Here is a 24,786-nt window from a genome sequence, read left to right as displayed (position 1 = left end):
GCACATGAGCATTTCTCAACACGTCGCGGTCATCACCAGCGATGAGCAAGCCCTGATTGTCGCCAGCGATCTGGCCGAAGATTTCAAACGCGACAGCGCCCTGCGCGACCGCGAGCGCCGCTTGCCACACCCGGAACTGGAAGTGTTTTCCCGCTCGGGCCTGTGGGGCATCAGCGTGCCCAAGGAATATGGCGGCGCCGGTGTTTCCAACGTCACCCTGGCCAAGATCATCGCCCTGATCGCCCAGGCCGACGGCTCGCTGGGACAAATTCCGCAGAACCATTTTTATGCCCTCGAAGTGCTGCGCGTGAACGGCAATCATGAGCAGAAAAAACGTCTTTATGCCGAAGTGCTGGCCGGCCAGCGCTTCGGCAATGCCCTCGCCGAACTCGGCACCAAAACCGCCCACGATCGCATCACCAGCCTGACCCGCGACGGCAGCGGCTATCGCATCAATGGCCGCAAGTTCTACGCCACCGGTGCGATTTACGCCCAGCGCATTCCCACCTCGGTGGTGGATGAAAACGGCGTGCAGCAACTGGCGTTCGTCCCGCGCAACAGCAAGGGCCTCACCGTAATTGACGACTGGAGCGGCTTCGGCCAGCGCACCACCGGCAGCGGTTCGGTGGTGTTCGAAGATGTCTACGTCGCGGCCGAAGATGTCATCCCCTTTCAAAGCGCCTTCGAACGCCCGACCCCGGTCGGCCCGCTGGCGCAAATTCTCCATGCCGCCATCGACACCGGCATCGCCCGCGCTGCATATGAAGATGCACTGCACTTCGTGCGCAGCAAAACCCGGCCGTGGATCGACGCCACCCACGAAAAAGCCACGGACGATCCACTGACCCTCAAGAGCTTCGGCCACCTGAGCATTCGCCTGCACGCCGCCGAAGCACTGCTGGAGCGTGCCGGCGAATACCTCGACAAAGCCCAGGCCGACACCCAGGCCGAGACCGTCGCAGCCGCGTCGATTGCCGTCGCCGAAGCCCGTGCCCTGAGCACCGAAATCTCCCTAACCGCCGGCAGCACGCTGTTCGAACTGGCCGGCAGCCAGGCGACCTTGATCGAACACGGCCTCGACCGTCACTGGCGCAATGCCCGGGTGCACACCCTGCACGATCCGGTGCGCTGGAAGTACCACGCCGTGGGCAACTACTACCTCAACGATGAAAACCCGCCACTGCGGGGGACCATCTGAATGGCTAAGAAAAAGATCCTGCTCAATGCCTTCAACATGAACTGCATCGGGCATATCAACCACGGTTTGTGGACGCACCCGCGCGACACGTCCACCCGTTACAACACAATCGAATACTGGACCGAACTGGCGCAGTTGCTCGAGCGCGGACTGTTCGACGGCCTGTTCATCGCCGACATCGTCGGGGTCTACGACGTCTACCAGAACTCGGTGGACGTACCGCTCAAAGAGTCGATCCAGTTGCCGGTCAATGACCCGCTGCTGCTGGTGTCGGCCATGGCCGCGGTGACGAAAAACCTCGGTTTCGGCCTGACCGCCAACCTCACCTACGAAGCGCCGTACCTGTTCGCCCGACGCCTGTCGACGCTGGATCATCTCAGCCGTGGCCGGGTCGGCTGGAACATCGTCACCGGCTACCTCGACAGCGCCGCCAAGGCCATGGGCCTGCGCGAACAGGTCGAGCATGACCGTCGCTACGACCAGGCCGACGAGTACCTGGAGGTGCTCTACAAACTCCTGGAAGGCAGCTGGGAAAACGGCGCTGTGCTGAACGATCCACAGCAGCGGATCTATGCGCAGCCTGAGAAAGTGCACAAGGTCGAGCACAAGGGCGAGTTCTATCAGGTCGAGGGTTATCACCTCTGCGAACCCTCGCCCCAGCGCACGCCGGTGCTGTTCCAGGCCGGCAGCTCGGATCGCGGTTTGCTGTTCGCCGGGCGGCATGCCGAGTGCGTGTTCATCAGTGGCCAGAACAAGCCATCGACCAAGGTGCAGGTGGACAAGGTGCGTGCCAGCGCCATCGAAGCCGGGCGCAATCCCGAGGACATCAAGGTGTTCATGGGCCTGAATGTGATCGTCGGCGCCACCGAAGAGCTGGCCTGGGCCAAGCACGCCGAATATCTGAGCTACGCCAGTGCCGAGGCCGGCGTGGCGCATTTCTCGGCATCCACCGGGATCGATTTTTCCCAATATGAAATCGACGAGCCGATCCAGTACGTGAAAAGCAACGCGATCCAGTCCGCCACCAAACACCTGCAAAACAACGACTGGACCCGCCGCAAATTGCTCGAACAACACGCCCTGGGTGGCCGCTACATCACCGTGGTCGGCTCACCGCAGCAAGTGGCGGATGAGCTGGAGTCGTGGATCGCCGAAACCGGGCTGGATGGCTTCAACCTGACCCGCATCGTTACCCCGGAAAGCTATGAGGACTTCATCGAGCTGGTGATTCCCGAGTTGCAACGGCGGGGGTCGTACAAGACCGCTTATGACGATGGGACCTTGCGCGAAAAGCTGTTTCGTGAAGAGGCGTTTTTGCCTGAGCAACACATCGGTTCGACTTTCCGACGCTAAAAGCATCGCGAGCAAGCTCGCTCCCACATTTGGAATGCATTCCCCTGTGGGAGCGAGCTTGCTCGCGATGAGGCCCGAACAGACACCACAAACTTAATGCACTGACTGGATAACTCACCATGAAAAAGCACTACCTCTCCCACCCAGTCAAAGCACTGGCCCTGGCCCTCGGCCTGTTCAGCTCTGCGGTTTTCGCCGCCGACGCGCCGCTGAAAATCGGCACCACCGCCGCCTTCGCCATTCCCCTTGAAGCCGCCGTCGAAGAGGCTTCCAGACAAGGCCTGAAAGTCGAGCTGGTGGAGTTCACCGACTGGATCGCGCCGAACGTCAGCCTCGCCGCCGGCGACATCGACGTGAACTACTTCCAGCACATCCCGTTCCTGGAAAACGCCAAGGCCGCCTCGGGTTTCGACCTGGTGCCGTTCGCGCCGGGGATCATCAACAACGTCGGCCTCTACTCGAAGAAATACAAAAGCTTCGACGAACTGCCGCAAGGCGCCAGCGTGGCCATCGCCAACGACCCGATCAACAGCGGTCGAGGCTTGCAACTGCTGGCCAAGGCCGGCCTGATCACCCTCAAGCCCGGCGTCGGCTACAAGGCCACCGAAGAAGACATCATCGCCAACCCGAAGAAAATCAAGATCCTCCAGGTCGAAGCGGTACAACTGGTACGCGCCTATGACGATGCCGATCTGGTGCAGGGCTACCCGGCCTACATTCGCTTGTCGAAAACCTTCGACGCGGGCTCCGCGCTGCTGTTCGACGGCCTCGATCACAAGGAGTACGTGATTCAGTTCGTGATCCAGCCGAAGAGCAAAACCGACCCGCGCCTGATCAAGTTCGTCGACATCTACCAGCACTCACCCGCGGTGCGCGCCGCACTGGACAAGGCTCACGGCAAGCTCTACCAAGCCGGTTGGGAAAGCTGAGCATGACCGCCGCCATCCAACGGCGACTGGAGACTCCAGAGCCGCAAAGCGCCGAGCGCACCGAGCTGCATCCCGAACTCAACCATGCCCATGTGCGCTTCATCGGCCTGGGCAAAACCTACAACGGCCAGCAAGGCCCGGTGGCCGCGTTGCACGGCATCGACCTGGCGATCCAGCGCGGCGAAGTGTTCGGCATCATCGGCCGCAGCGGCGCCGGCAAGTCGTCGCTGATTCGCACCATCAACCGCCTGGAGCAACCGAGCAGCGGTCGGGTACTGATCGATCAGGTCGACATCGGCGACTTCGACGAAGACCGCCTGGTGGCGCTGCGTCGGCGCATCGGCATGATCTTCCAGCACTTCAACCTGATGTCGGCCAAGACCGTTTGGCAGAACGTCGAGCTGCCGCTGAAAGTCGCCGGCGTGCCCAAGGAACAACGCGAGCAAAAGGTCCGTGAGCTACTGGAACTGGTCGGCTTGCAGGCCAAACACAAAGCTTACCCGGCGCAACTTTCCGGCGGGCAGAAACAGCGCGTGGGCATCGCCCGGGCGCTGGTGCATGACCCGCAAATCCTGCTGTGCGACGAAGCCACCTCGGCACTGGACCCGGAAACCACGCAATCGATCCTCGGCCTGCTGCGCGAGATCAATCAACGCCTGGGCCTGACCATTGTGCTGATCACCCACGAGATGGCGGTGATCCGCGAGATCTGTGATCGCGTAGTCGTCCTCGAACACGGGCGCATCGTCGAGCAAGGGCCGGTGTGGGAAGTCTTCGGCAATCCACAACATGAAGTCAGCAAAACGTTGCTGGCGCCGTTGCAACACGCCTTGCCGGAAGAGCTGCAAAGCCGTTTGCAGCCGCAATCGAACGCCCCGGATGCAGCCGTGGTCCTGCGCTTGCAGTTCACCGGCAACCAACGCGACGAGCCGGACCTGGCGGCACTGTTCAGTGCACTAGGTGGCCGCGTGCGATTGCTGCAAGGCGGCGTGGAACGGATTCAGGGCCATGCCCTTGGGCAACTGCTGCTGGCGGTGACGGGCTCACCCCTCGGTGCCGAAGAATTGCGTCAACGCGCCCGCCAATGGGCGCAACAGGTGGAGGTGCTGGGTTATGTGGTTTGATCGCTTGCTGCAGGGTTTTATCGACACGTTCCTAATGGTTGGCGTGTCGTCGCTGATCGCGCTGTTGGCGGGCATTCCACTGGCGGTGATCCTGGTCACCAGCTCCAAGGGTGGCATCTACGAAGCACCGGCGCTGAACCGCGTGTTGGGTGCGTTCGTGAACCTGTTTCGCTCGGTTCCATTCCTGATTTTGATGGTGGCGCTGATTCCTTTCACCCGGCTCATCGTCGGCACCACGTATGGCGTCTGGGCGGCCGTGGTGCCGTTGACCATCGCGGCCACGCCGTTTTTTGCGCGCATTGCCGAAGTCAGTTTGCGCGAGGTCGATCATGGGTTGATCGAAGCGGCGCAGGCGATGGGCTGCCGGCGCTGGCACATCGTCTGGCATGTGTTGCTGCCTGAGGCGCTGCCGGGGATTGTCGGTGGGTTCACCATTACCCTGGTGACCATGATCAACTCCTCGGCCATGGCCGGGGCGATTGGCGCCGGGGGGTTGGGGGATATTGCCTATCGGTATGGGTATCAGCGGTTTGATAGCCAGATCATGTTGACGGTGATTGTGTTACTGGTGGCGTTGGTGGCGGTGATTCAGTTGGGTGGGGATCGGTTGGCTCGGGGGTTGAATAAGCGTTGAGTGTAGATTAGTGATGAAAAGCTCAACGCTTCAAAATAGGCAAGACGACGGAGGTCAGTCTGTATTCCCCATCGTCCCACAAACATAACTGCCTTTTCATCACAAAAACTCATTCATTAAGAACACTGTAAAAAAAATTGCTACTTGAAGAACGATACAAGCCATTCATACTTCTTGCAGCATACGCAATACTGTCCGGATTTGCAGCCGCCACTCTGGCTCGCAACATTTCGTCACCATTAAAATAGCCAACCGCAAAATCAAGATCTAACTGAATATCCAATAAACCAGATGCTTCTGCAACAGCACTGATGAAATATTGTGTTTGAACAGATGACCCTTCCATATACTGAGCAGTTAACCCCCCATGCATAATGAAATCGGATAAATTTTGCTCAAGGCTGTCATATGCAGCGGACCTTTCTTCAGAAACTGGTGCCGCCGGCCCATTCAAATAAAAATAGTCGACTGTACCCGAAACAAAAAGTCCTGCTTCGTCAGTCGTGCCCACATGCAAAAATTCATGAGACAAAATGTTCTCCATTGGAATATTGTACATATTATTCACATTAAAAATAATGCGCCCATTAATATCGTCAGGATATACAATTGCGGAGGACAAGGTATTTATAGTAGCCGACACAAACTTTGATTTCCCCAATGGCGTTTGGTAGTGCGCTGCCAGATTTTCGCCTTGCTTCCAAAAATATTTAATACTTTCTACAACTGTAGAATATTTGGGACCAAAATAAGTTTGCAAAATATCTGAAGAACCTGAAAGATTCATATCCAACGCAGCTAACGCGCCAGAGTACCTACTCCCTGCCCCTATTACTCCAGAAACAACTTCTTTACACTGTTCAGACTCAAACTGTTCTAGCCCACGAGCAATAATTACACCACCATTCGCTGTTATGTGACGTTCAATTTCATCACCCTCCCACTCATAAAACCTTCCGTCTATATCATTCAAATAAATTGGGTTATTCGCAACAAAGCAAAAAAAACTTAATCCATTTACAGTACCTGCCGGATCCGAACTCATCCAACGCTGCAACCACGGCGCGTAATACCGATAGCCATAGTAATAAAGCCCCGTTGCATCCCGCTCCTTGCCCGAATAACGAATGGTTTTGTACTGCGCCACCAACGCACTTTTCCCTGCCCAACATGCTGTGCCGCCAAAGGGGTAATAGTGTTCTTGCGTCAGCACGCCCGCCTCATGATCCAGTTCCAGTGTGCTGGAACCGAGGTAATCGCTGAGGCTGTAACGCAACTGGTCGCTGTGCTCACCCTGGGGCCAGTGCAGCGCCCGCACGTTGCTGCGTCCGGCTTCGATGCTGATGACGTGGTGTGCCTCACCCTCGGCCTGGCGGTGGATTTCCAGACCGGGGAGGTAACGGACCTCGGTGCGCAGGGTGCGACCGCTGCTTTGGGCGAACCCAACCTTGTGCAAGCGATGGCCGGGGCGGTCGTAGCGGTAGCACTCGAAGTCGTCAGGCTCGGTTTCGCGTTTGACCAAGGTGACCTGACTTAGCTGGTTGCGCAGGTCCCAGGTCATGGCTTGCCCACGTTGCAGTTCCCGTTGATTGCCACAGGCATCGAAACCCAATGCAATATCACCCTCTCCCGGCAGCGAACCATCGTCGTGTTGCGCCAGGCTGCGATTGCTTCGCGCCGAGGTGAACATCGAGAATCCCGGTGCGCCGCTGTGCTGACGGGTGATCAGGTTGCCGCCTTGGTCGTATTCAAATTGCTGGGTGTAATTGCGCCGCTGGTTGGGGTCCAGCGGTGTGGGCAACAGTGTTGGCAGGGCCGGGCCGTGGCTCGGCGTGCTGACTTCCCAGCCCCGGGCTTCGACCAGTTGGTACAGGCTGTCGTAGCGGTAGCGGTTGATCGGGTCGATGCGCTGGTTGTTGAAATGGGTCACCGGTTGGGACAGGTCATGCAATTCGACGATGTTGCCCACCGGGTCGTAGACATAGTTCAGATCCTGCAACGGTTTTTCACTGCCGAGCGCGGCCTGCAACCTGAGCAAGCGACCGTCATCCGCCGCGTATTCGACACGGGTCACCACGCCATTGCCGGCGGATTCGCTTTCGACCTGATCGAGGGCGTTGTAGCGGATGGCGCTGACCAGTCGTTTTGGCGGTTCCCCCTCCCCGGCCATTTGCAACCAGACCTCATCCGGTTTGCCCGCGAGGTCGTAACCGAAAGTGCGGAGGTTGCCCATGGCGTCGGTCTGCTGCCGTAGCTCGCCCGTGGGATTGAAGGTGTGGCGGGTGATGAACGACTGGGGTTCCAGAAGCTCGTCCCGGGCCTCGGGTTCGAGCGGCCAGTCAGGCGTTTCAAGCTCGGCGAGAAAGCGCCGCTCTTCCCGCAACACCGCTGCGGCCATTCCATATTCGGGATAAATCTGACTGCCGGCCGGATCGTCATGACGGATCAGTTGACCGCACTGGTTGTGCTCGGCGAAAGCAGGACCGGAATCTCCGTAGGTCAAGCGTTCCACCACACGTGGCAGTTCTCCCGCAGCCTGTTCGGTAACGGTGATCGGCCGCTGTTGTTCGTCGAACTCAGTGTGGCGCTGACTGCCACGAGCATCCCAGAATGAACAGGGCGAACCCGCCTGATCCGGCAAGCTCAATTGCCATCCGCCATCGACGCTGTCTGTCAGCAACGGTTGACCCCTCAAGCCGTAGACCGTGGTCAGGTTCGGCTTCGAAGTGCCCCACAACCGTGGATCCCAGGACTCGATCAAGCGCCCCGCCGCATTGAAACCTTGCCGGGTGATGCGCGGATCAATCCCGGCGCTGTCGGGATGGCGGCAATAACCGACGTTGCGCACCACCAGAGTGCGCGGGTCAATGACCGACAGCGTCGGTGTCGCGGTGTGGGGGTGAGTGTTCACGGAATTGGCGGTCCTTCGCTTTGACTGAGGACAGACTGGGCCTTTTTTGGCCGGATCGAAACTGTAAGAAGTTACAGGTCGGCAACCCCTGAAATCGCCATCGTTGGAACGCCGCCCGGAGGCTCGCTCCCACCATGGATTACGCCAAAACCTAGTTTTCCCGCTGACGATCAAGTCTGCGCCACGGTTTGATCAAAGCGGCGCAAGCCATGGGCTGCCGGCGCTGGCACAGGGTTGAACAAGCGTTGAACACGATGCTCTGACACATATGGCGAGGAGACTTGCCCTCATTGGATCAGGAAGCAGCCCAAAGACTCAACCAGGGTGCGTCAAGTAAAATATGGCACTAAGTTTTATTTCAGTTTCGTCGTAAATCGGGCTAAGCAATCACTAAACATTTCACTTATATCAATACGTATTTCTAACCCCGATAGACTTAACAAGCATCGCGAGCGAGTCAGCGTTATTTAGCAACACCTTGGTTCTGAGTTCAGAGTCTTTGTTCAACGCTTTCTGAATTCCTTTACTCCACGGGGTTTTGAAAAATTTTTGTCGTTTGTCACCCGAGACGGATTCTACGGACTGTTGAGCAATTAGTTTATCTAACACCTCCGTATCAATAAGCTTCTGATTCGTTTCATATTCATTCACCTCCACAAACTTGAAGCCAAAGTATGCAAAATCCAGACTACCTAACCCTGACTCTTCATTGGAAATTTTATCTTTAAAGTGAGTGACTTCATGAAGTATGGCCCAAGCAATCACTCCAGGGCTTTCATCAAGAAAATTGTCGGCGATGAACATGCGTTTATGAGGGTCGCGCGACGCTACGTGCGCACCTTCATCATTGTTCTTTGATTTGAACATAATGATATCTCTTTCACCCGCGCCATACTCCCTCACAGCCGATTCTATAACTTTGACTTTAGATAGCAATTCCGACTCAGGCACATCCCCAAAAAAAACAATAGAAGCTATCTTTTTTACCTTTTCCTCCACCACCGGCTCCTCTAGGGCCTTGACTGATTCAGCCGACCACTCTGACGCTATTTTTATCCCTTCATCCAACCGCTTCCATTTCTCAGGGCTGCGCTTCTCTATTTCTTCCGTACCTCGAGCTAAAAATTTGTAGCCTTGCAGCCTTTGGGCCCATTCATAACTATCACCGCGCCCCCTTACTAACCCAAAAGCATCGCGATAACTAATCGGGTTGTTAGTGCAAAACAGGTAAAAGTGTAAGCCATCAATATCCCCACCGGGATCAGTGCTGATCCACCGCTGCAACCACGGCGCGTAATACCGATAGCCATAGTAATAAAGCCCCGTCGCATCCCGTTCTTTGCCCGAGTAGCGGAAGGTCTTGTACTGCGCCACCAGCGCACTCTTGCCCGCCCAGCACGCCGTGCCGCCAAAGGGATAATAGTGTTCTTGCGTCAGCACGCCCGCCTCATGATCCAGTTCCAGTGTGCTGGAGCCGAGGTAATCGCTGAGGCTGTAACGCAACTGGTCGCGGTGCTCACCTTGGGGCCAGTGCAGCACCCGCACGTTGCTGCGCCCGGCTTCGACGCTGATGACGTGATGTTCTTCACCCTCGGCCTGGCGGTGGATTTCCAGATTGGGGAGGTAACGGACCTCGGTGCGCAGGGTGCGACCGCTGCTTTGGGTGAATCCCACTTTGCGCAGGCGATGGCCGGGGCGGTCGTAGCGGTAGCATTCGTAGTCGTCAGGTGCGGTTTCGCGTTTTACCAACGTCACGCGGCTCAACTGATTGCGCAGATCCCAGTCCATGGCTTGGCCACGCTGCAGTTCCCGTTGATTGCCATAGGCATCGAAACCCAACGTAATTTCACCCTCTCCCGGCAGCGAACCATCGTCGTGTTGCGCCAGGCTGCGATTGCTTCGCGCCGAGGTGAACATCGAGAAACCCGGCGCACCGCTGTGGTGGCGGGTGATCAGGTTGCCACCCTGGTCGTATTCAAATTGCTGGGTGTAATTGCGCCGTTGGTTGGGGTCCAGCGGTGTGGGCAGCAGTGTTGGCAGCGTCGGGCCATGGCTCGGCTGGCTGACCTCCCAGCCCCGGGCTTCGACCAGTTGATACAGGCTGTCGTAGCGGTAGCGGTTGATCGGGTCGATGCGCTGGTTGTTGAAATGGGTCACCGGTTGAGACAGGTCATGCAATTCGACGATATTGCCCACCGGGTCGTAAACGTAGTTCAGGTCCTGCAACGGTTTTTGACTGCCGAGCGCGGCCTGCAACCCGACCAACCGACCCTCATCCGCCGCGTATTCGGCACGGGTCACCACGCCATTGCCGGCGGTTTCGCTTTCGACCTGATCGAGCGCGTTGTAGCGGATGGCGCTGACCAGTTGTTTTGGCGGTTCCCCCTTCCCAGTCACTTGCAGCCAGACCTCATTTGGTTTGCCCGCGAGGTCATAACCGAAAGTGCGGAGGTTGCCCATAGCGTCGGTCTGATGCCGTAGCTCGCCCGTGGGATTGAAGGTGTAGCCGGTGATGAACGACTGGGGTTCCAGACGCTCGTCCCGTGCATCCGGGTCAAGGGGCCAGTCGGGGATTTCAAGCTCGGCGAGAAAGCGCCGCTCTTCCTGCAACACCCCTGCGGCCATTCCATATTCGGGATAAATCTGACTGCCGGCCGGATCGTCATGACGGATCAGTTGACCGCACTGGTTGTGCTCGGCGAAAGCAGGACCGGAGCCAGCGTAGGTCAAGCGCTCCACCACGCATGGCAGCTCTCCCAGAGCCTGCTCGGTGACGGTGATCGGCCGCAGTTGTTCGTCGAACTCGGTGTGGCGCTGGCTCCCGCGCGCATCCCAGAACGAACAGGGCGAACCCGCCTGATCCGGCAAGCTCAACTGCCATCCGGCATCGACGCTGTCTGTCAGTAACGGTTGGCCGCTCAAGCCGTAGACCGTGGTCAGGTTCGGCTTCGAGGTGCCCCACAGTCGTGGATCCCAGGACTCGACCAAACGCCCGGCCATGTCAAAGCGTTGCCGGGTGATCCGTGGATCAATCAACGGGCTGTCCGGGTGGCGGCAATAACCGACGCTACGCACCACCAGAGTGCGCGGGTCAATGACCGACAGCGTCGGTGTCGCGGTGTGGGGGTGAGTGTTCACGGAATTGGCGGTCCTTCGCTTTGACTGAGGACAGACTGAGCCTTTTTTGGCTGGACCGAAACTGTAAGAAGTTACAGGTGACGCACCTCATTGAATGGTTTCAGGGCCGCTTCGCGACCCAACGGGGCGGTGCGGCGGTCCGACAAGCCCCCTCGCCACAAAAGCGCCTTCGCCACAGGTCATCATTGGCTTTCGGAGGGAAGTTTTCGTACAGGGAAATCAGCGATTTTGCAGGCTCGTTCCCTTTCCTTTGCAGGACACTTCCTAGATCATTTCGCTCGCTTGCGCCTGCCAAATCCGGTGGCTAGTCTCGGCCCGTCACTGCTCATCAGTGATCGGGTTTAGTAGCCCGGAACAATAGGCGCATAGCGATTCCATGCTCATGTCCGGCAAATTTTGCCGCATGCAGAATATGGTGGCTGTGCGTGGGGCACCTTCGGGTGCACCGGTTTTCCTATTGACCGGCCTACTAACCTGCGTACAGCCGCCACCCAATCGTTTAGTAGGCGATAAGTGATGGCTCCCATGCAGCAATAGGAGTAACACTCATGGAAAAATCCGTTCCCGATCCGCCCGAAACCTCCACCGAAGATCCACTCAGGGATCGCTCAGCGCTCTACCGCGCCATCGATTTCCACCTCACCGGCAAGCAACCCGCACCACCCGATGAAATGCGCTTCTACAACGTCAGCAAGGACGTGAGTTTCGAAGACACCCAACTTTATGTCGCCGACCTGCTGCGCTGTGCTTCGGTCACGGCGTATCAATGTGGCGACCAGCTCAAGGGGGCCGACCGGGCGATGGTGTATTCGATCTGGCATTTGCTGGAGATTGCCAAGGCGATGGTGGATCACTCCATTGAGTGTTTGGGGATGAAGCAAGACTAAAAGATCGCAGCCTGCGGCAGCTCCTACAGGGTTTACGTCAGGCTCAGGTTCTGTAGGAGCTGCCGCAGGCTGCGATCTTTCAAAGCGCGAAAGCGCTTATAGTCAACACATCTCCTTTTTCCTGCGCAGCCGACCATGAAACAAACACCCATCGACCTCGAACAGATCACCACCACGACCCTGGGCCACTACAACGCGGTGGCCGAAAGTTTCCGTGAAGGGACGCGCGATCACGACGTCAGCCAGAACATCGATGCCCTGTTGCGGCACATTCAGGGTCAGGCGCCTTTCGACATTCTCGACTTTGGCTGCGGACCCGGTCGTGATCTGCAAACCTTCACCCGCATGGGCCACACAGCCGTCGGCCTCGACGGTTCGGAAAAATTCGCGCAGATGGCCCGAGACGACAGCGGTTGCGAGGTGTGGCAACAGGACTTCCTGAAGCTTGATCTGCCGGCCGAGCGTTTCGACGGGATCTTTGCCAATGCGGTGCTGTTTCATGTTCCGCGTCAGGAGTTGCCACGGGTGTTGAAGCAGTTGTGGGGAGCGCTGAAACCGGGTGGGGTGTTGTTCAGTTCCAATCCCCGGGGCGAGAATCAGGAAGGCTGGAACGGGCCACGTTATGGGTCGTATCACGACCTGGCGGCCTGGCAGCAGTTGCTGATCGAGGCGGGTTTTGTGGAGTTGGAGCATTACTACCGGCCGGCCGGGCTGCCGCGGGAGCAGCAGCCTTGGTTGGCGAGTGTGTGGCGCCGCGTTGAATAGCAAAAGATCGCAGCCTGCGGCAGCTCCTACAGGGGCAACGGTGTAGGAGCTGCCGCAGGCTGCGATCTTTTGACTTTATTGCACCTCTTTCTTCGGCTCGCGAATCTTGTACCAGGCCACATACAGCGCCGGCAAAAACAGCAGCGTCAGCAAGGTGGCGATGACGATCCCGCCGATCATCGCGTAGGCCATCGGCCCCCAGAACACTTCCCGGGCAATCGGGATCATCCCCATGCTCGCCGCCGCCGCGGTCAACAGAATCGGACGACGCCGATGTTCGGTGGCCTGCACCACCGCATCCCACGGCGCATAACCCTTCTGCTCGTACTCCTCGATCTGGGTCACCAGGATCACCGAGTTACGGATGATGATACCGATCAACGCGAGAATCCCGAGGATCGCCACGAAGCCCATGGGCGTACCCGTCGGCACCAGCGCAATCACCACGCCGATCAGCCCCAGCGGCGCGACGCTGGCCACCAGGAACAGCTTCTGCACGCTGTGCAACTGGATCATCAGGAAGGTCGCCATCAGGAACAGCATCAGCGGCACAACCTTGGCAATCGGGCCCTGGGCCTTGCCGCTTTCCTCCACCGTACCACCGGTGGCGACTTTGTAGCCCGCCGGCAATTTGGCTGCGAACGCGTCGATGGACGGCTTGAGGATTTTCACCAGGTCCGTCGGCTGGATCTCGTCGCGGATCGCCGCCTTGATGGTGATGGTCGGCAGGCGATCGCGACGCCACACCAGCGGTTGCTCCAGTTCGTAGCGCACCGTGGCGAACGCCAGCAGCGGAATCGACGTGCCGTTCGGCGTGACGATTTGCAGGTTCTGCAGGGTTTCCGGCGTTCCGCGTTCGGAATCCACCGCACGACCGACCACGTTGATCAGGTAAATGTCGTCATCGACCTGGGTCACCGACTGGCCGCTGACGATGCCGTTCATCAGGTTGGCCACATCCTCGGAAGACAGCCCCAACTGCCGCGCCTTGTCCTGGGCGATGTCGATGCGCAGCACTTTGCCCGGTTCGTTCCAGTCGTAGATGATCTCGCCGATGTGCGGATTCTTGTCCAACTCCGTGGCCAGGTCGATGGCATGTCGGCGCACCTGGTCGATGTCCTTGCCGCTGATCCGGTACTGGATCGGACGCCCTACCGGCGGACCCATTTCCAGTGCCTGGACATAACTGCCGATGCCGACGAAGTCGTTGCGCAAGCGCTCGCGAAGCTTGTGCATCATGGCCTCACGGGTATGGCCTTTGCTGACGATCACCAACTGCGCGTAGAAGGGGTTCTGCAGTTGCTGGTCCAGTGGCAGATAGAAGCGGATGGCGCCCTGCCCGATGTAAGTGCTCCAGCGCTCGATGTCCGGATCGTCCTTGAGCGTGGCTTCGAGGCGATCGACGGCCCGGCGGGTTTCGTCGATCGAGGCGTTTTGCGGCAGGTTCAGGTCCACCAGGATTTCCGGGCGGTCCGAAGACGGGAAGAACTGGTTCTGCACGAAGCGCATGCAAAACAGCGCCAGCACAAAACACAGCACCGTAATGCCGATGGCCCACCAGCGATTGCGCATGCACCACAGCAGCCCGCCGTTGAACGCCTTGCCGATGCGCCCGGGTTCGCCTTCATGGGGTTTCACCTTGGTGCTGAGAATGTGCACGCCGATCACCGGCGCAAACAGAACCGCCACCACCCACGACACCAGCATCGCACAGGCAATCACCGCAAACAGGGTGTAGGTGTATTCACCGGCCGAACTGGCGTTCAAGCCGATCGGCACGAACCCCGCCACCGTCACCAGCGTACCGGTGAGCATCGGGAACGCCGTGGAGGTGTAGGCGAAGGTTGCCGCCTGCTCCTTGGTCTCGCCCAATTCCAGGCGCGTGACCATCATCTCCACGGTGATCATCGCATCGTCCACCAGCAGGCCGAGGGCGATGATCAGTGCACCGAGGGAAATCCGCTGCATGGTGATGCCGCTGTACTCCATGAATACAAACACCATCGCCAGCACCAGCGGGATCGAGCAGGCCACCACCAGGCCGGCGCGCACGCCAAGGCTGACGAAGCTGACCAGCAGCACGATCACCACCGCCTCGAACAGCGCGCTGGTAAAACCGCCGACGGCCTCTTCGACCACCACGGCCTGATCGGACACGTTGTAAATGCCGACGCCCACCGGCAAGTCGGCGGTCAACTCGTCAATACGGGCGTGCAAGGCCTTGCCGAATGCCTGGACGTTGCCACCCTTCTGCATGGCAATCGCCAGGCCGATGGCCGGTTTGCCGTTGAAACGGAATTCCGGCGAGGCCGGATCGACGTAGCCGCGGCTGATTTCGGCAATGTCGGCCAGGCGATAGTAGCGGTCGTTGAGCTTGAGGTTGACCTCGGCCAGGTCTTTCTCCGAAGCGAACTTGCCTGACGTGCGCACCGAAATCCGCTCCGGCCCGGCCTCGATGACACCCGCCGGGGTCACGGCGTTCTGGGATTGCAGGCTCTGCACCACCTGACGCTCATCGATGCCCAGCGCGGCGAGTTTGCGCGTGGAGAAGTTCAGGTACAGCACTTCGTCCTGCTGGCCGACCATTTCGATCTTGCCCAGCCCCGGCACACCGCGAATCTCCATGCGCGCCTGTTCCACGTAGTCGCGCAACTGACGCAGGGTCAGGCCGTCGGCGGTGAAGGCGTAGATCGACCCGAAGACGTCACCGAACTCGTCGTTGAACGACGGCCCCTGTATGCCCTGCGGGAACTGGTATTTGATGTCGTTGATCTTCTTGCGCACCTGGTACCAGATTTCCGGGATGTCCTTGGCACTGGTGGTGTCGCGCAGGTACACGTACACCGTCGATTCGCCGGGGCGCGTGTAGCTTTTCACGTAGTCGAGGGAGTCGAGCTCTTCGAGCTTTTTCTCGATCCTGTCGGTGATCTGCTTGAGGGTTTCCTCCTGGGTCGCCCCCGGCCATTTGCTCTGGATCACCATGGTTTTGATGGTGAACGACGGGTCTTCTTCGCGCCCCAGGTTGAAATACGAGAACACACCCATCAGCAACGCGACGAACATCAGATACCAGATGAACGACTGATGCTTGAGGGCCCATTCCGAGAGGTTGAAAGGCCCTTTCATTGACTGTCCTCGTCGATTTTCACTTGCTGCCCCGGTTTGAGGCTGTTGACACCGGCACTGACCACCCGCTCGCCGTTCTTCACGCCGCCGGCCAGCACCACGGTGCTGTCGGTGCGGCTGATCACGGTGATGTCACGGGGGGAGACGGTTTTAGTCTGTGCATCGATCACCCAGATGCGCGGCTTGCCATCGACCTCCTGCAACGCGGTGACCGGCAACTCGATGCGCGGCTTGACCGCCGAGCTCAGGGTGACGCTGATGGCCGTGCCCAAGCGGAAGCCCTGTGGCGTTTCGGCCAGGGTCAGGCGGGCGCGACGGGTGCGTGTCGCGCTTTGGGCCTGGGGTTCGATTTCACGGATGATGGCGGTGGTGTTGATGCTCGGATCCAGTTGTGCAGCGACCTGAAACACCACATCGCTGGGCAACTGGTCAACGAGGGTATCGGGCAGGTCGATCACTGCTTCCTTGATGTCCGGTTGCGCCAGGGTCACCACTTGCTGACCCGCCGTCACCACTTGCCCGGCCTCGGCGCTCCACGCGGTGACCACGGCTTTATGGTCGGCACGCAGCTCGGTGTAGCCCAATTGGTCTTTGCTCTGGTTGACGGCCGCCCGGGCCTGATCGAGGGAGGCCTGGGTGGTTTTCAGGTCCGTGTTGGCCGCGTCGAGTTGCGCTTGTGCGCCGACCCCGCGATCGAACAGGGCCTGTTGACGCTGGGCACTGGCCTTGGCATTGATCAGTTGCGCCTGGATCTTCGCCAGGTCGCCCTGGGCCGAACGCAATTGGTTCTGCTGATCGGAAGGATCGAGGGTGGCGAGCAGTGTCCCCTTTTCCACCTCGGTGCCGACATCGACGTTACGGCTGGCGATCCGCCCGCCCACGCGGAAGCCGGTATCGCTTTGATAGCGCGCCTGGATGCTGCCGGCGAAGCGCCCCAGATCCTCCTCGTTCAAGGTCTGGACCTTGATCGACAACACCGGCCGTATCGGTGCCGGCGGTGGTTCGCTTTTGGAACAGGCGCTCAGCACCAGCCCGATGGACAACGCCCATAAAGGCTTCATGGCTTGGCTCCCCACGTCAGATCCTTGTAAGTGTCTTCGGCAATCTCGACCTCCATGTCAGGGTGCAAGAGTTGCCCGCCCGCGATGATGACTTTGTCGCCGTCTTTCAACCCGCCGCTGATGATGACCTTGCCGGTCAGGTAGCGGCCGACAGTGACCGAATGCAACTGGGCCTTGCCCTTGTCGTCGACAATCCACACAGCGGGTTCACTGATGTTTTTGGTCAGCGCCGACCACGGCAACTCGATGACCGACTTGCCCGACCCCTTGGCCGTGGCACTCACCACCGAACCCAATTGCATGCCGTCGGGCAGACTGTTGAGGCCGACCTTGACCTGCACGGTACCGGATTGCGCCGACACCGCCGGGGTGATTTCGCGCACGGTGCCGGTGGTTTTGATCGCCGGGTTGTCGAGCAGGCTCAGGACAATGGTGTCATCGCTGGGTTTCTCGGCGAGCAGGGATTCATAAACGTTGAACACCGCATCGCGGTCGCCGTCACGGGCCAGGCTGAAGATCGGCATCGTCGCCTGAACCACCTGGCCGACCTCCGCCTGGCGCTCGGTAATGATCCCCGGCGCATCGGCGATCAGCGCCGTATAGCTCAACTGATCCTTGGCATTGGCCAACTGCGCCTGGGCAGCGCTCAGGGCGCTCTGGCTGCTGTTCAAGGCGGCCTGGGCCGAGTCATATTCACTCTGGCTGGTATAACCCTTGGGCAGGAGTTTTTGCTGGCGTACGAATGCCGCCGCGTTCTGCTTCACCCGCGCTTGTTCGGCGGCCACTTGCGCCTGGGCCGAGTCGACGTTGCTCTGCAAGTCCTTGGGGTCGAGCCGGGCCAGCACTTGCTTGGCGGTCACTCGATCGCCGACGTCAACCGAACGCTGGATGATCTTGCCACCCACACGGAAAGACAGCTCCGTCTGTATCCGCGCCTGAATATCACCGGTGAGGGTAACCGGGGCCGCGTAGTCCGTCGGCTTGACGACTTGCACGAACACCCGGGGCAGGAATTCCTGCACGGGTTTTTTCTGATCGCAAGCCGTCAGCAGGGTGACGACACTCAAGGCCATGACTACTTTGAATCCGGGAACCACCATGCAAACTCCTTGGCCTTTTTCATGTACAGCACGACAGAGAGCTTAGAACAGGATAGCAACCTTGCACGAGCGTCTTATGAAGAAAAAATTCACCCTGCCTTACGTCCAGAACACTTGTGCCAGACACCTGCCCGTAACGGACAATGGGCCTCGCTCGACCCCGCCACAGGAACCCACATGCTCAACACGCTCGCGGTAGCCAACTACCGCTCGATCAACAAACTGGTGATCCCGCTGGGCCGACTGAATCTGATCACCGGCCCCAACGGCAGCGGCAAGTCCAACCTGTACCGTGCGCTGCGCCTGCTGGCGGAAACCGCCCACGGCGGCGTGGTCAATGCCCTGGCCCGTGAAGGCGGGCTGGATTCGACCTTCTGGGCCGGCCCGGAAACCCTCTCCCGGCGCATGCGCAACGGCGAAGTCGCCATCGAGCCCACCGTGCGCCAAGGCGTCAAGCGCCTGCGCCTGGGGTTTGCGGGAGAAGATTTCGGCTACTCGATCAGCCTCGGCCTTCCCGATTCCAATGGTCATTTCATGCTGCCTGGACACAGCTCGCCGATTCCGTCCTATTTCAGCCTCGACCCGCAGATCAAGCGCGAATGCCTGTGGGCAGGCGCGTTCTACCGCCCGGCCAGTCTGCTGGTCGATCGTGACGGCCCGATGATCCGAGCCCGCACCGAGCGCAAGTGGGATGTGCTGACGCAGCACACGCCGACTTTCGACAGCCTGTTCGATCAGGTCGGCAGCCTGCGCGGTTCGCCGGAAGTGCTGGAGATGCGCGAGTTCATCCGCCGCTGGCGCTTTTACGATCATTTTCGCAGCGATGCCGACGCCCCGGCGCGCCAACCGCAACTGGGCACTCGCACGCCGGTGCTGCATCACGACGGACGCGATCTGGCAGCGGCCTTGCAGACGATCATCGAAATCGGCGATCCCGACGCCTTGCGGGCGGCGATCAGCGACGCCTTCCCCGGCGCTCGGTTGAATATCGACCCTCTGCCCGGTGGACGCTTCGCCATCGAGTTCTTTCAGGAAGGTTTGTTGCGGCCGCTGTCTGCCGCCGAGCTGTCGGACGGAACCTTGCGTTACTTGCTGCTGGTCGCCGCGTTGCTGACGCCACGGCCGCCGACACTGATGGTGCTGAACGAACCGGAAACCAGCCTGCATCCGGACCTGCTGCCGGCACTGGCACGCTTGATCATCCGTGCCTCAGCGCAGTGCCAGGTGTGGGTGGTGTCCCATGCCCGGCGCTTGATTTCGGCGTTGCAGGAGGACCCGGACTGCAACTGCATCGTGCTGGAAAAAAATCTGGGCCAGACCGGGATCGTGGGCCAGCGAATGCTGGATGAGCCGGCATGGTATTGGCCGGATTGAGCGCATAAAACCCAAAAAGATCGCAGCCTTCGGCAGCTCCTACAAAGGTTTGCATAGACCCTGTAGGAGCTGCCGAAGGCTGCGATCTTTTGATCTTCAGTCGTAAAAAAAACGCCGACGCTAAATCAGCCGTCGGCGTTTGAAACCGTGAAGGGGTTTGCTTCGCGAATCAGAACGCTGGCAATACCGCGCCGCTGTACTTCTTCTCGATGAAGGCTTTCACTTCCGGGCTGGTCAGGGCCTTGGCCAGTTTCTGGATGGCAACGCTGTCCTTGTTGTCCGGACGGGCCACCAGGAAGTTCACGTAAGGCGAGTCGGCACCTTCGATCACCAGCGCGTCTTTAGCCGGGTTCAGACCCGCTTCCAGCGCGTAGTTGGTGTTGATCATGTCCAGGTCGACCTGATCCAGCACACGCGGCAGCATGGCCGACTCAAGCTCCTTGAACTTGAAGTTGTGCGGGTTCTTGGCGATGTCTTTCGGGGTGGCCAGGGCGTTTTTCGGGTCTTTCAACTCGATCAGGCCAGCCTTCTGCAGCAGGATCAGGGCACGGCCGCTGTTGCTGCCTTCGTTCGGGATAGCGATGGTCGCGCCGTCTTTGAGCTCAGCCAGGGTTTTGACTTTCTTCGAGTAGCCGCCGAAAGGTTCGACGTGCACGCCGATCACGGTTTCCAGGTGAGTGCCTTTGCCTTCGTTGAAGCTCTTGAGGTACGGCAGGGTCTGGAAGTAGTTGGCGTCCAGACGCTTCTGGTCGACCTGCACGTTCGGCTGAACGTAGTCGGTGAAGACTTTGATTTCCAGGTCCACGCCTTCTTTGGCGAGGGTTGGCTTGATCAGCTCAAGAATCTCGGCGTGTGGAACCGGGGTCGCGGCAACCACCAGTTTCTCGCCAGCCTGGGCCAGGCCCGAGGTCAGGGCAGCCGCCAGTGCGGTGAACAACAGAACCTTTTTCATGCAGTGTCCTTATCGAAAATCACAGTCGCTTGTGGCGACGGCTTGAAGATGAGAGTGCCAGTGAAGTGCTATCGCTGGCGTGAAGCGGACAATACCGGGATTTTTTATTCCCGAACAATAACGTTTATTCAGCTTCATATTCCATTTTGTTCATACAACCCTGTAGGAACTGCCGCAGGCTGCAATCTTTTGCTCTTGATCTTTGGCGGCCCGAATTTGCGAGGATCAAAAGATCGCAGCCTTCGGCAGCTCCTACAAAAGCCGGGCGTCACGCAGGAGGTTTTTCAGGGCTGCTTGTTCGGCGGCTGATCCATTAGCGAGAATCTGCTTGATCCGACTGTCGATCTGCGCCAGCGGATCAGGCAAATTCAAATGCTCCGGCAAAATCTCGTCGCCCGTACTCACCAGCAGCGCAAAGTGAATGATGTTTTCCAGCTCCCGGGTATTGCCCGGCCAACTGTGGCGTTCCAGCACAAGCTGCGCCGCTTCGCTGATCAGCGGCACCGGCAGGTCGAGGCGCTGGCTGTAGATGCCGAGGAAGTATTCGGCCAGCGGCAGGATGTCTCCCGTACGCTCGCGCAGTGCCGGCAGTTCGAGCGGGCCCTCGCTGAGGTAGTGATAGAGCCGTTCATGGAATTTTCCGGCGGCCACCGCCTGGGCCAGATCGATGCTGGTGGCCGCCACCAGCCGCACATCCACCGGGCTCGGTTGCTGCGCGCCGACGCGGGTGACTTCATGGTTCTCCAGGGCGGCGAGCAGCTTGATCTGGATCGGCAGCGGCAGGTCACCGATTTCGTCCAGGTACAGCGTGCCGCCGTTGGCCGAGCCGAACCAGCCCGCACGACTGCTCGCCGAACCGCTGTAGCTGCCCGCCGCATAGCCGAACAGCTCGGCGTCGGCGTAGGTCGGGCTGATGGCGCCGCAGTTGACCGACACGAACAACCCGCCGCGATCACTGGCGCGGTGGATATGACGGGCCAGCAACTCCTTGCCGGTGCCGGTTTCGCCACGGATCAGCACCGAGACTGAACGCGTGGCCAGTTGCTCAAGGTCTTCACGTAATTGCCGCGAACGCGGATCGACAAACACCAGCGCCTTGGCACGAATGCTCAGGGGACTTTTTTCGGCGTCGGGAAAGGTCAGCAGCGGCTGACCGAAGGTTTCAAAGCTCATGGCAGACTCCCGCCCAAAACCGCCGGGAGACGGGGGCGTTAAATAAAGAAAGTGTTCAAGCGCGGCGCAGGGCGTGGTGTTCCATGCGGTTTTGCAGGCGATAGAGATAGGCAAAACCCTGCTCCCAACGCTGGTGACCGGACTTCACGTTGATATGCCCCGCCCCCGCCAGAATCCCCGCCTCGGCACCCCAGTTGCGCGCCAGCTCCAAGGCTCGCGGCGCACTGACGGCGCTGTCGTTGTCGGAGCTGACGACCTGGCTGGGGAACGGCAGCAGGTCCGTCGGGATCGGCGCGAAGTTGCGCAAGGCCGGTGCACAGGCCGGGCGCTCGACGTCCGCCGGGGCGACCAGCAGGGCACCGCGCACCTGACGCAGAAATTGCACAGGCGCGGTGGCCGCCCAATGGGCGACGGTGATGCAACCCAGGCTGTGGGCGATCAGGATGACCGGCGTGCTGTCGGCGGCAATCGCCTCGGCCAGCGCCGCGACCCAGTCTTCACGGCGCGGCGTCAGCCAGTCGGCCTGCTCCACCCGTGCGCTGTTCGGCAGGCTGTTCTGCCAGTGGCTTTGCCAATGATCTTCTGGCGATCCTTGCCAGCCCGGCACAATCAGGTAGCGAATTGATTCGTTGCGCATGGGGGAGCTCTCCTGCTGCGTGTCTGTTCCCGGTCGAGTATAGGGAGGAGAGTTATATTCGTTAAGGAATAAGAAGCTATTTATTAAGACCTACATCGAATATCAAACACCCCCCTGTAGGAGCTGCCGAAGGCTGCGATCTTTTGATCTTGATACGCAAAATCAAAAGATCGCAGCCTTCGGCAGCTCCTACAGGTTTGGTGTTTTGCATCGGTATAAAAAAGGGGCCGCACCCTGCCAAGGAGACGGCCCCGGAAAACGAAAATCCGTTAGCGCGCAGTAATCACCGACAACTTGGTAATCCCTGCCCGTTCAATCGATGCCATGGCCCGCGCCACCTCGCCGTAATTCACACCGTCGTCCGCCTGCAACTGCACGCGCACCTCGGGGTCCTTGGCCTTCGCCGACTTGAGGTTGAACTCCAGCAAGTCCGGCTGTATCTCGTCCTTGTTGATGAACAGTTTGCCGGCACCGTCGATGCTCACCACCAACGGGTCCTTCTGCTCCACCGGCGCCACTGCTTCGGTCTTGGGCAGGTTGATCGGTATCGCGTTGGTCAGCAGCGGTGCGGTGACGATGAACACCACCAGCAACACCAGCATCACATCCACCAGCGGCGTCACGTTGATCTCGCTGAGCACCTCATCGGTGTCTTGTGTGGAGAAGGCCATATCAAGACGCCTCCTTCACTTTCTGCGCGTTGCCCTGGGCTGCCACCTTGTGCGCCGTCGGGTGGATCAGCACGCGGAACGAACTCTTCTGCGCCAGGCTGTAGAAGTCGTGGGCGAAGTCATCCAGATCCGCCGCCGTCAGTTTCAAGCGACGCAAAAAGTAGTTGTAAACCAGCACCGCCGGCACCGCGACGGCGATCCCCACGCCCGTGGCGACCAGTGCCGCGCCAATCGGCCCAGCGACCGTTTCAAGGCTTGCCGAGCCCGCCGCGCTGATGCCTTTCAACGCTTCCATGATTCCCCACACCGTGCCGAACAAGCCAATGAACGGCGAGGTGCTGCCAATACTCGCGAGCACGGCCAACCCGGTTTCCAGCGACCGGCGCTCGCGCACGATCTGCTGGCGCAAGGCTCGCTCCAGACGATCCTGATGGTTGATCGCCTGGCTCAAGTCTGCCGCCTGTGGCGTCTCGCCCACCTGGATGGCCGCATAACCGGCCTGCGCCACCCGGGCGGCCGCACCAGGTCGGGTTTCGCTCAGTTCGGCCGCCGAGTCGAGACTCGAAGCGGCCCAGAACTGCTGATGAAACTTTCGATCCTGTGCCTTCAGGCGACCGAACTGCACACCCTTGAGCAATGCCAGGCCCCAGGTCGCGACGGAAAAAACCACCAGCAGCCAGATCACCGCGCTTTCGATGGATTCAAGTGGAGAGGCCAGTAACGTCATGATGTATTCCTCGTGTAAACGTTTCGCGCGAAATTGGTTTCTGTTTAATGAATCTTGAAATCGATGGGCACGCTGACCCAGCCGTCCTGGGCGACATCACCTTGCTTGGCCGGCACGAAACTCCAGCGCTTCACCGCGTTCAGCGCGGCGTCGTCCAGCGCATCGCGACCGCTGCTTTTCTGGATCTGAATTTCGCCGGGCTTGCCGCTGGCCAACACATGCACGCGCAACAACACCGTGCCTTCCCAGCCGCGACGCTGGGCCAGCGACGGGTATTCCGGCGCCGGGTTTTTCAAGTAGCCGGCGGTGGCGGAGGCCGGTGTCACTGGCGCAGGGGCCGGTGGTGCAGGTGGCGACGGGGCCGCGACGGGTGCTGCCGGTTGTGGCGGCGCCGGTGGCTGTTCAATGGCTTTTGGCGCCGGTTTCGGTAGCGGTTTGGCGACCGGTTTGGGCTTGGGTACCGGCTTCGGTGGAGGCGGCTTCACCGCCAGTTCATCCTCCACAGGCGGTGGCGGCTCAATCACGGGTTGCACAGGTTGCGGTGGCGGCGGCTCGACCACCGCAGGCGCCGGACGCGAAAACTCGATGGTCATGGGCGGGACTTCTGGCGGCACGATCGGCAGCACCGGGGTCGGTTGCTGATTGACCCAATAGATCACCGCGCCATGCACCAGCAACGCCAGCACGCCCAGCACAATTGCTTCACGCCGGCGAAGGACGCCTTTGGGGGCTCGTTGCAAACGCAACTGCCCCAAGGGCACCCGGTGCGGTCGGCCGAGGTCGACCAATTCGCCACCGGGTGCCTGGCGCCAAAGCACCTCATGTGCACCGGCGGCGATCTGGACATTGCCCATTGTTTAACTCCCTGCGGTCTCTTTGCGGATAACCGGAACGTCGTGCTGAACATCCCCCGACGACGCCCCGGTAGAGCAATCATTGGCTTGAACGCTTAGCTCTTAAAGCAATGTTTAAGCTTATATTTAGACTTAAAACGAATAACCAAAACCCTCAACCCACCGCCAGAGC

The 24,786-nt window shown here is 59.6% G+C and carries 19 protein-coding genes; 8 read left to right on the top strand and 11 right to left on the bottom strand.

From position 1 onward, the window contains the following. The first annotated feature begins 4 nt into the window (after positions 1-4). The 5 genes from C9422_RS25295 (at position 5) to C9422_RS25275 (ending at position 5,238) form a co-directional block, all read left to right on the top strand. The gene (locus C9422_RS25295) at positions 5-1,198 is read left to right on the top strand and encodes an SfnB family sulfur acquisition oxidoreductase (protein ID WP_116582545.1); all 1,194 of its coding nucleotides are present in this window, start codon (positions 5-7) and stop codon (positions 1,196-1,198) included. After that, positions 1,199-2,551: an LLM class flavin-dependent oxidoreductase gene (locus tag C9422_RS25290; protein ID WP_116582544.1), complete on the top strand. Its 1,353-nt coding sequence runs from the start codon at positions 1,199-1,201 to the stop codon at positions 2,549-2,551. A gap of 119 nt (positions 2,552-2,670) precedes the next feature. Continuing rightward, positions 2,671-3,480 (top strand): MetQ/NlpA family ABC transporter substrate-binding protein, encoded by an 810-nt coding sequence (locus C9422_RS25285; RefSeq protein ID WP_116582543.1) that lies wholly within the window; start codon positions 2,671-2,673, stop codon positions 3,478-3,480. Between the two features lie 2 nt (positions 3,481-3,482). Beyond that, on the top strand, positions 3,483-4,604 hold the full coding sequence (locus C9422_RS25280) for a methionine ABC transporter ATP-binding protein (RefSeq protein WP_116582542.1): 1,122 nt from the start codon (positions 3,483-3,485) through the stop codon (positions 4,602-4,604). Continuing rightward, positions 4,594-5,238 carry a methionine ABC transporter permease gene (locus C9422_RS25275; RefSeq protein ID WP_102701880.1) on the top strand — a complete coding sequence of 215 codons (645 nt, stop codon included), beginning with the start codon at positions 4,594-4,596 and terminating at the stop codon, positions 5,236-5,238. Before C9422_RS25280 ends, C9422_RS25275 begins: the two co-directional genes overlap by 11 nt. 109 nt (positions 5,239-5,347) lie before the next feature. Here the strand turns inward: C9422_RS25275 and C9422_RS25270 are convergent, their stop codons facing one another. Both C9422_RS25270 and C9422_RS25265 read right to left on the bottom strand, forming a co-directional pair. After that, entirely contained in the window at positions 5,348-8,149 is a 2,802-nt protein-coding gene (locus tag C9422_RS25270) for an RHS repeat domain-containing protein (RefSeq protein ID WP_116582541.1), read from the bottom strand. 408 nt (positions 8,150-8,557) lie between these two features. After that, the gene (locus C9422_RS25265) at positions 8,558-11,287 is read right to left on the bottom strand and encodes an RHS repeat-associated core domain-containing protein (protein ID WP_256590029.1); all 2,730 of its coding nucleotides are present in this window, start codon (positions 11,285-11,287) and stop codon (positions 8,558-8,560) included. A gap of 548 nt (positions 11,288-11,835) precedes the next feature. On the opposite strand from C9422_RS25265, the gene C9422_RS25255 reads away from it, so the two are divergent. Then, positions 11,836-12,174 (top strand): DUF6124 family protein, encoded by a 339-nt coding sequence (locus C9422_RS25255; protein WP_116582539.1) that lies wholly within the window; start codon positions 11,836-11,838, stop codon positions 12,172-12,174. Between the two features lie 135 nt (positions 12,175-12,309). After that, a complete protein-coding gene (locus C9422_RS25250; RefSeq protein WP_116582538.1) occupies positions 12,310-12,939 on the top strand; it encodes a bifunctional 2-polyprenyl-6-hydroxyphenol methylase/3-demethylubiquinol 3-O-methyltransferase UbiG in 630 nt (209 codons plus the stop codon). A 75-nt stretch (positions 12,940-13,014) separates the two neighbouring features. Here C9422_RS25250 and C9422_RS25245 read toward each other — a convergent pair whose 3' ends face one another. The 3 genes from C9422_RS25245 to C9422_RS25235 are packed head-to-tail and all read right to left on the bottom strand — an operon-like array spanning position 13,015 to position 18,226. Then, positions 13,015-16,065, bottom strand: coding sequence for an efflux RND transporter permease subunit (locus tag C9422_RS25245; protein WP_116582537.1), 3,051 nt, complete (start codon positions 16,063-16,065; stop codon positions 13,015-13,017). Then, the gene (locus C9422_RS25240; protein ID WP_116582536.1) at positions 16,062-17,126 is read right to left on the bottom strand and encodes an efflux RND transporter periplasmic adaptor subunit; all 1,065 of its coding nucleotides are present in this window, start codon (positions 17,124-17,126) and stop codon (positions 16,062-16,064) included. Before C9422_RS25240 ends, C9422_RS25245 begins: the two co-directional genes overlap by 4 nt. Continuing rightward, the gene (locus C9422_RS25235; protein WP_116582535.1) at positions 17,123-18,226 is read right to left on the bottom strand and encodes an efflux RND transporter periplasmic adaptor subunit; all 1,104 of its coding nucleotides are present in this window, start codon (positions 18,224-18,226) and stop codon (positions 17,123-17,125) included. The genes C9422_RS25240 and C9422_RS25235 overlap by 4 nt, the downstream gene beginning before the upstream one ends. Positions 18,227-18,403: 177 nt before the next feature. On the opposite strand from C9422_RS25235, the gene C9422_RS25230 reads away from it, so the two are divergent. Then, positions 18,404-19,600: an AAA family ATPase gene (locus tag C9422_RS25230; RefSeq protein ID WP_116582534.1), complete on the top strand. Its 1,197-nt coding sequence runs from the start codon at positions 18,404-18,406 to the stop codon at positions 19,598-19,600. 169 nt (positions 19,601-19,769) lie between these two features. On the opposite strand, the gene C9422_RS25225 is transcribed toward C9422_RS25230, so the two are convergent. From C9422_RS25225 to C9422_RS25200, 6 genes are all read right to left on the bottom strand, one after another. Beyond that, positions 19,770-20,552 carry a MetQ/NlpA family ABC transporter substrate-binding protein gene (locus tag C9422_RS25225; protein WP_116582533.1) on the bottom strand — a complete coding sequence of 261 codons (783 nt, stop codon included), beginning with the start codon at positions 20,550-20,552 and terminating at the stop codon, positions 19,770-19,772. A 252-nt stretch (positions 20,553-20,804) separates the two neighbouring features. Then, a complete protein-coding gene (locus tag C9422_RS25220) occupies positions 20,805-21,725 on the bottom strand; it encodes a sigma 54-interacting transcriptional regulator (protein ID WP_116582532.1) in 921 nt (306 codons plus the stop codon). Positions 21,726-21,780: 55 nt separating this feature from the next. Continuing rightward, positions 21,781-22,362 (bottom strand): alpha/beta hydrolase, encoded by a 582-nt coding sequence (locus C9422_RS25215; RefSeq protein ID WP_007972928.1) that lies wholly within the window; start codon positions 22,360-22,362, stop codon positions 21,781-21,783. Between the two features lie 269 nt (positions 22,363-22,631). After that, a complete protein-coding gene (locus C9422_RS25210; RefSeq protein WP_007972930.1) occupies positions 22,632-23,033 on the bottom strand; it encodes a biopolymer transporter ExbD in 402 nt (133 codons plus the stop codon). A gap of 1 nt (position 23,034) precedes the next feature. After that, positions 23,035-23,760, bottom strand: a complete 726-nt coding sequence (locus tag C9422_RS25205) for a MotA/TolQ/ExbB proton channel family protein (RefSeq protein ID WP_007972931.1) — start codon at positions 23,758-23,760, stop codon at positions 23,035-23,037. A 44-nt stretch (positions 23,761-23,804) separates the two neighbouring features. After that, a complete protein-coding gene (locus C9422_RS25200; protein WP_116582531.1) occupies positions 23,805-24,614 on the bottom strand; it encodes an energy transducer TonB in 810 nt (269 codons plus the stop codon). Between the last annotated feature and the right edge of the window lie 172 nt (positions 24,615-24,786).

Source organism: Pseudomonas sp. B1(2018) (genome assembly GCF_003097365.1).
GTDB classification, from domain to species: Bacteria; Pseudomonadota; Gammaproteobacteria; order Pseudomonadales; family Pseudomonadaceae; genus Aquipseudomonas; species Aquipseudomonas laurylsulfatiphila.
Note: the sequence above shows the minus strand (reverse complement) of the source record. Positions and strands in the feature narration are given on the sequence as shown.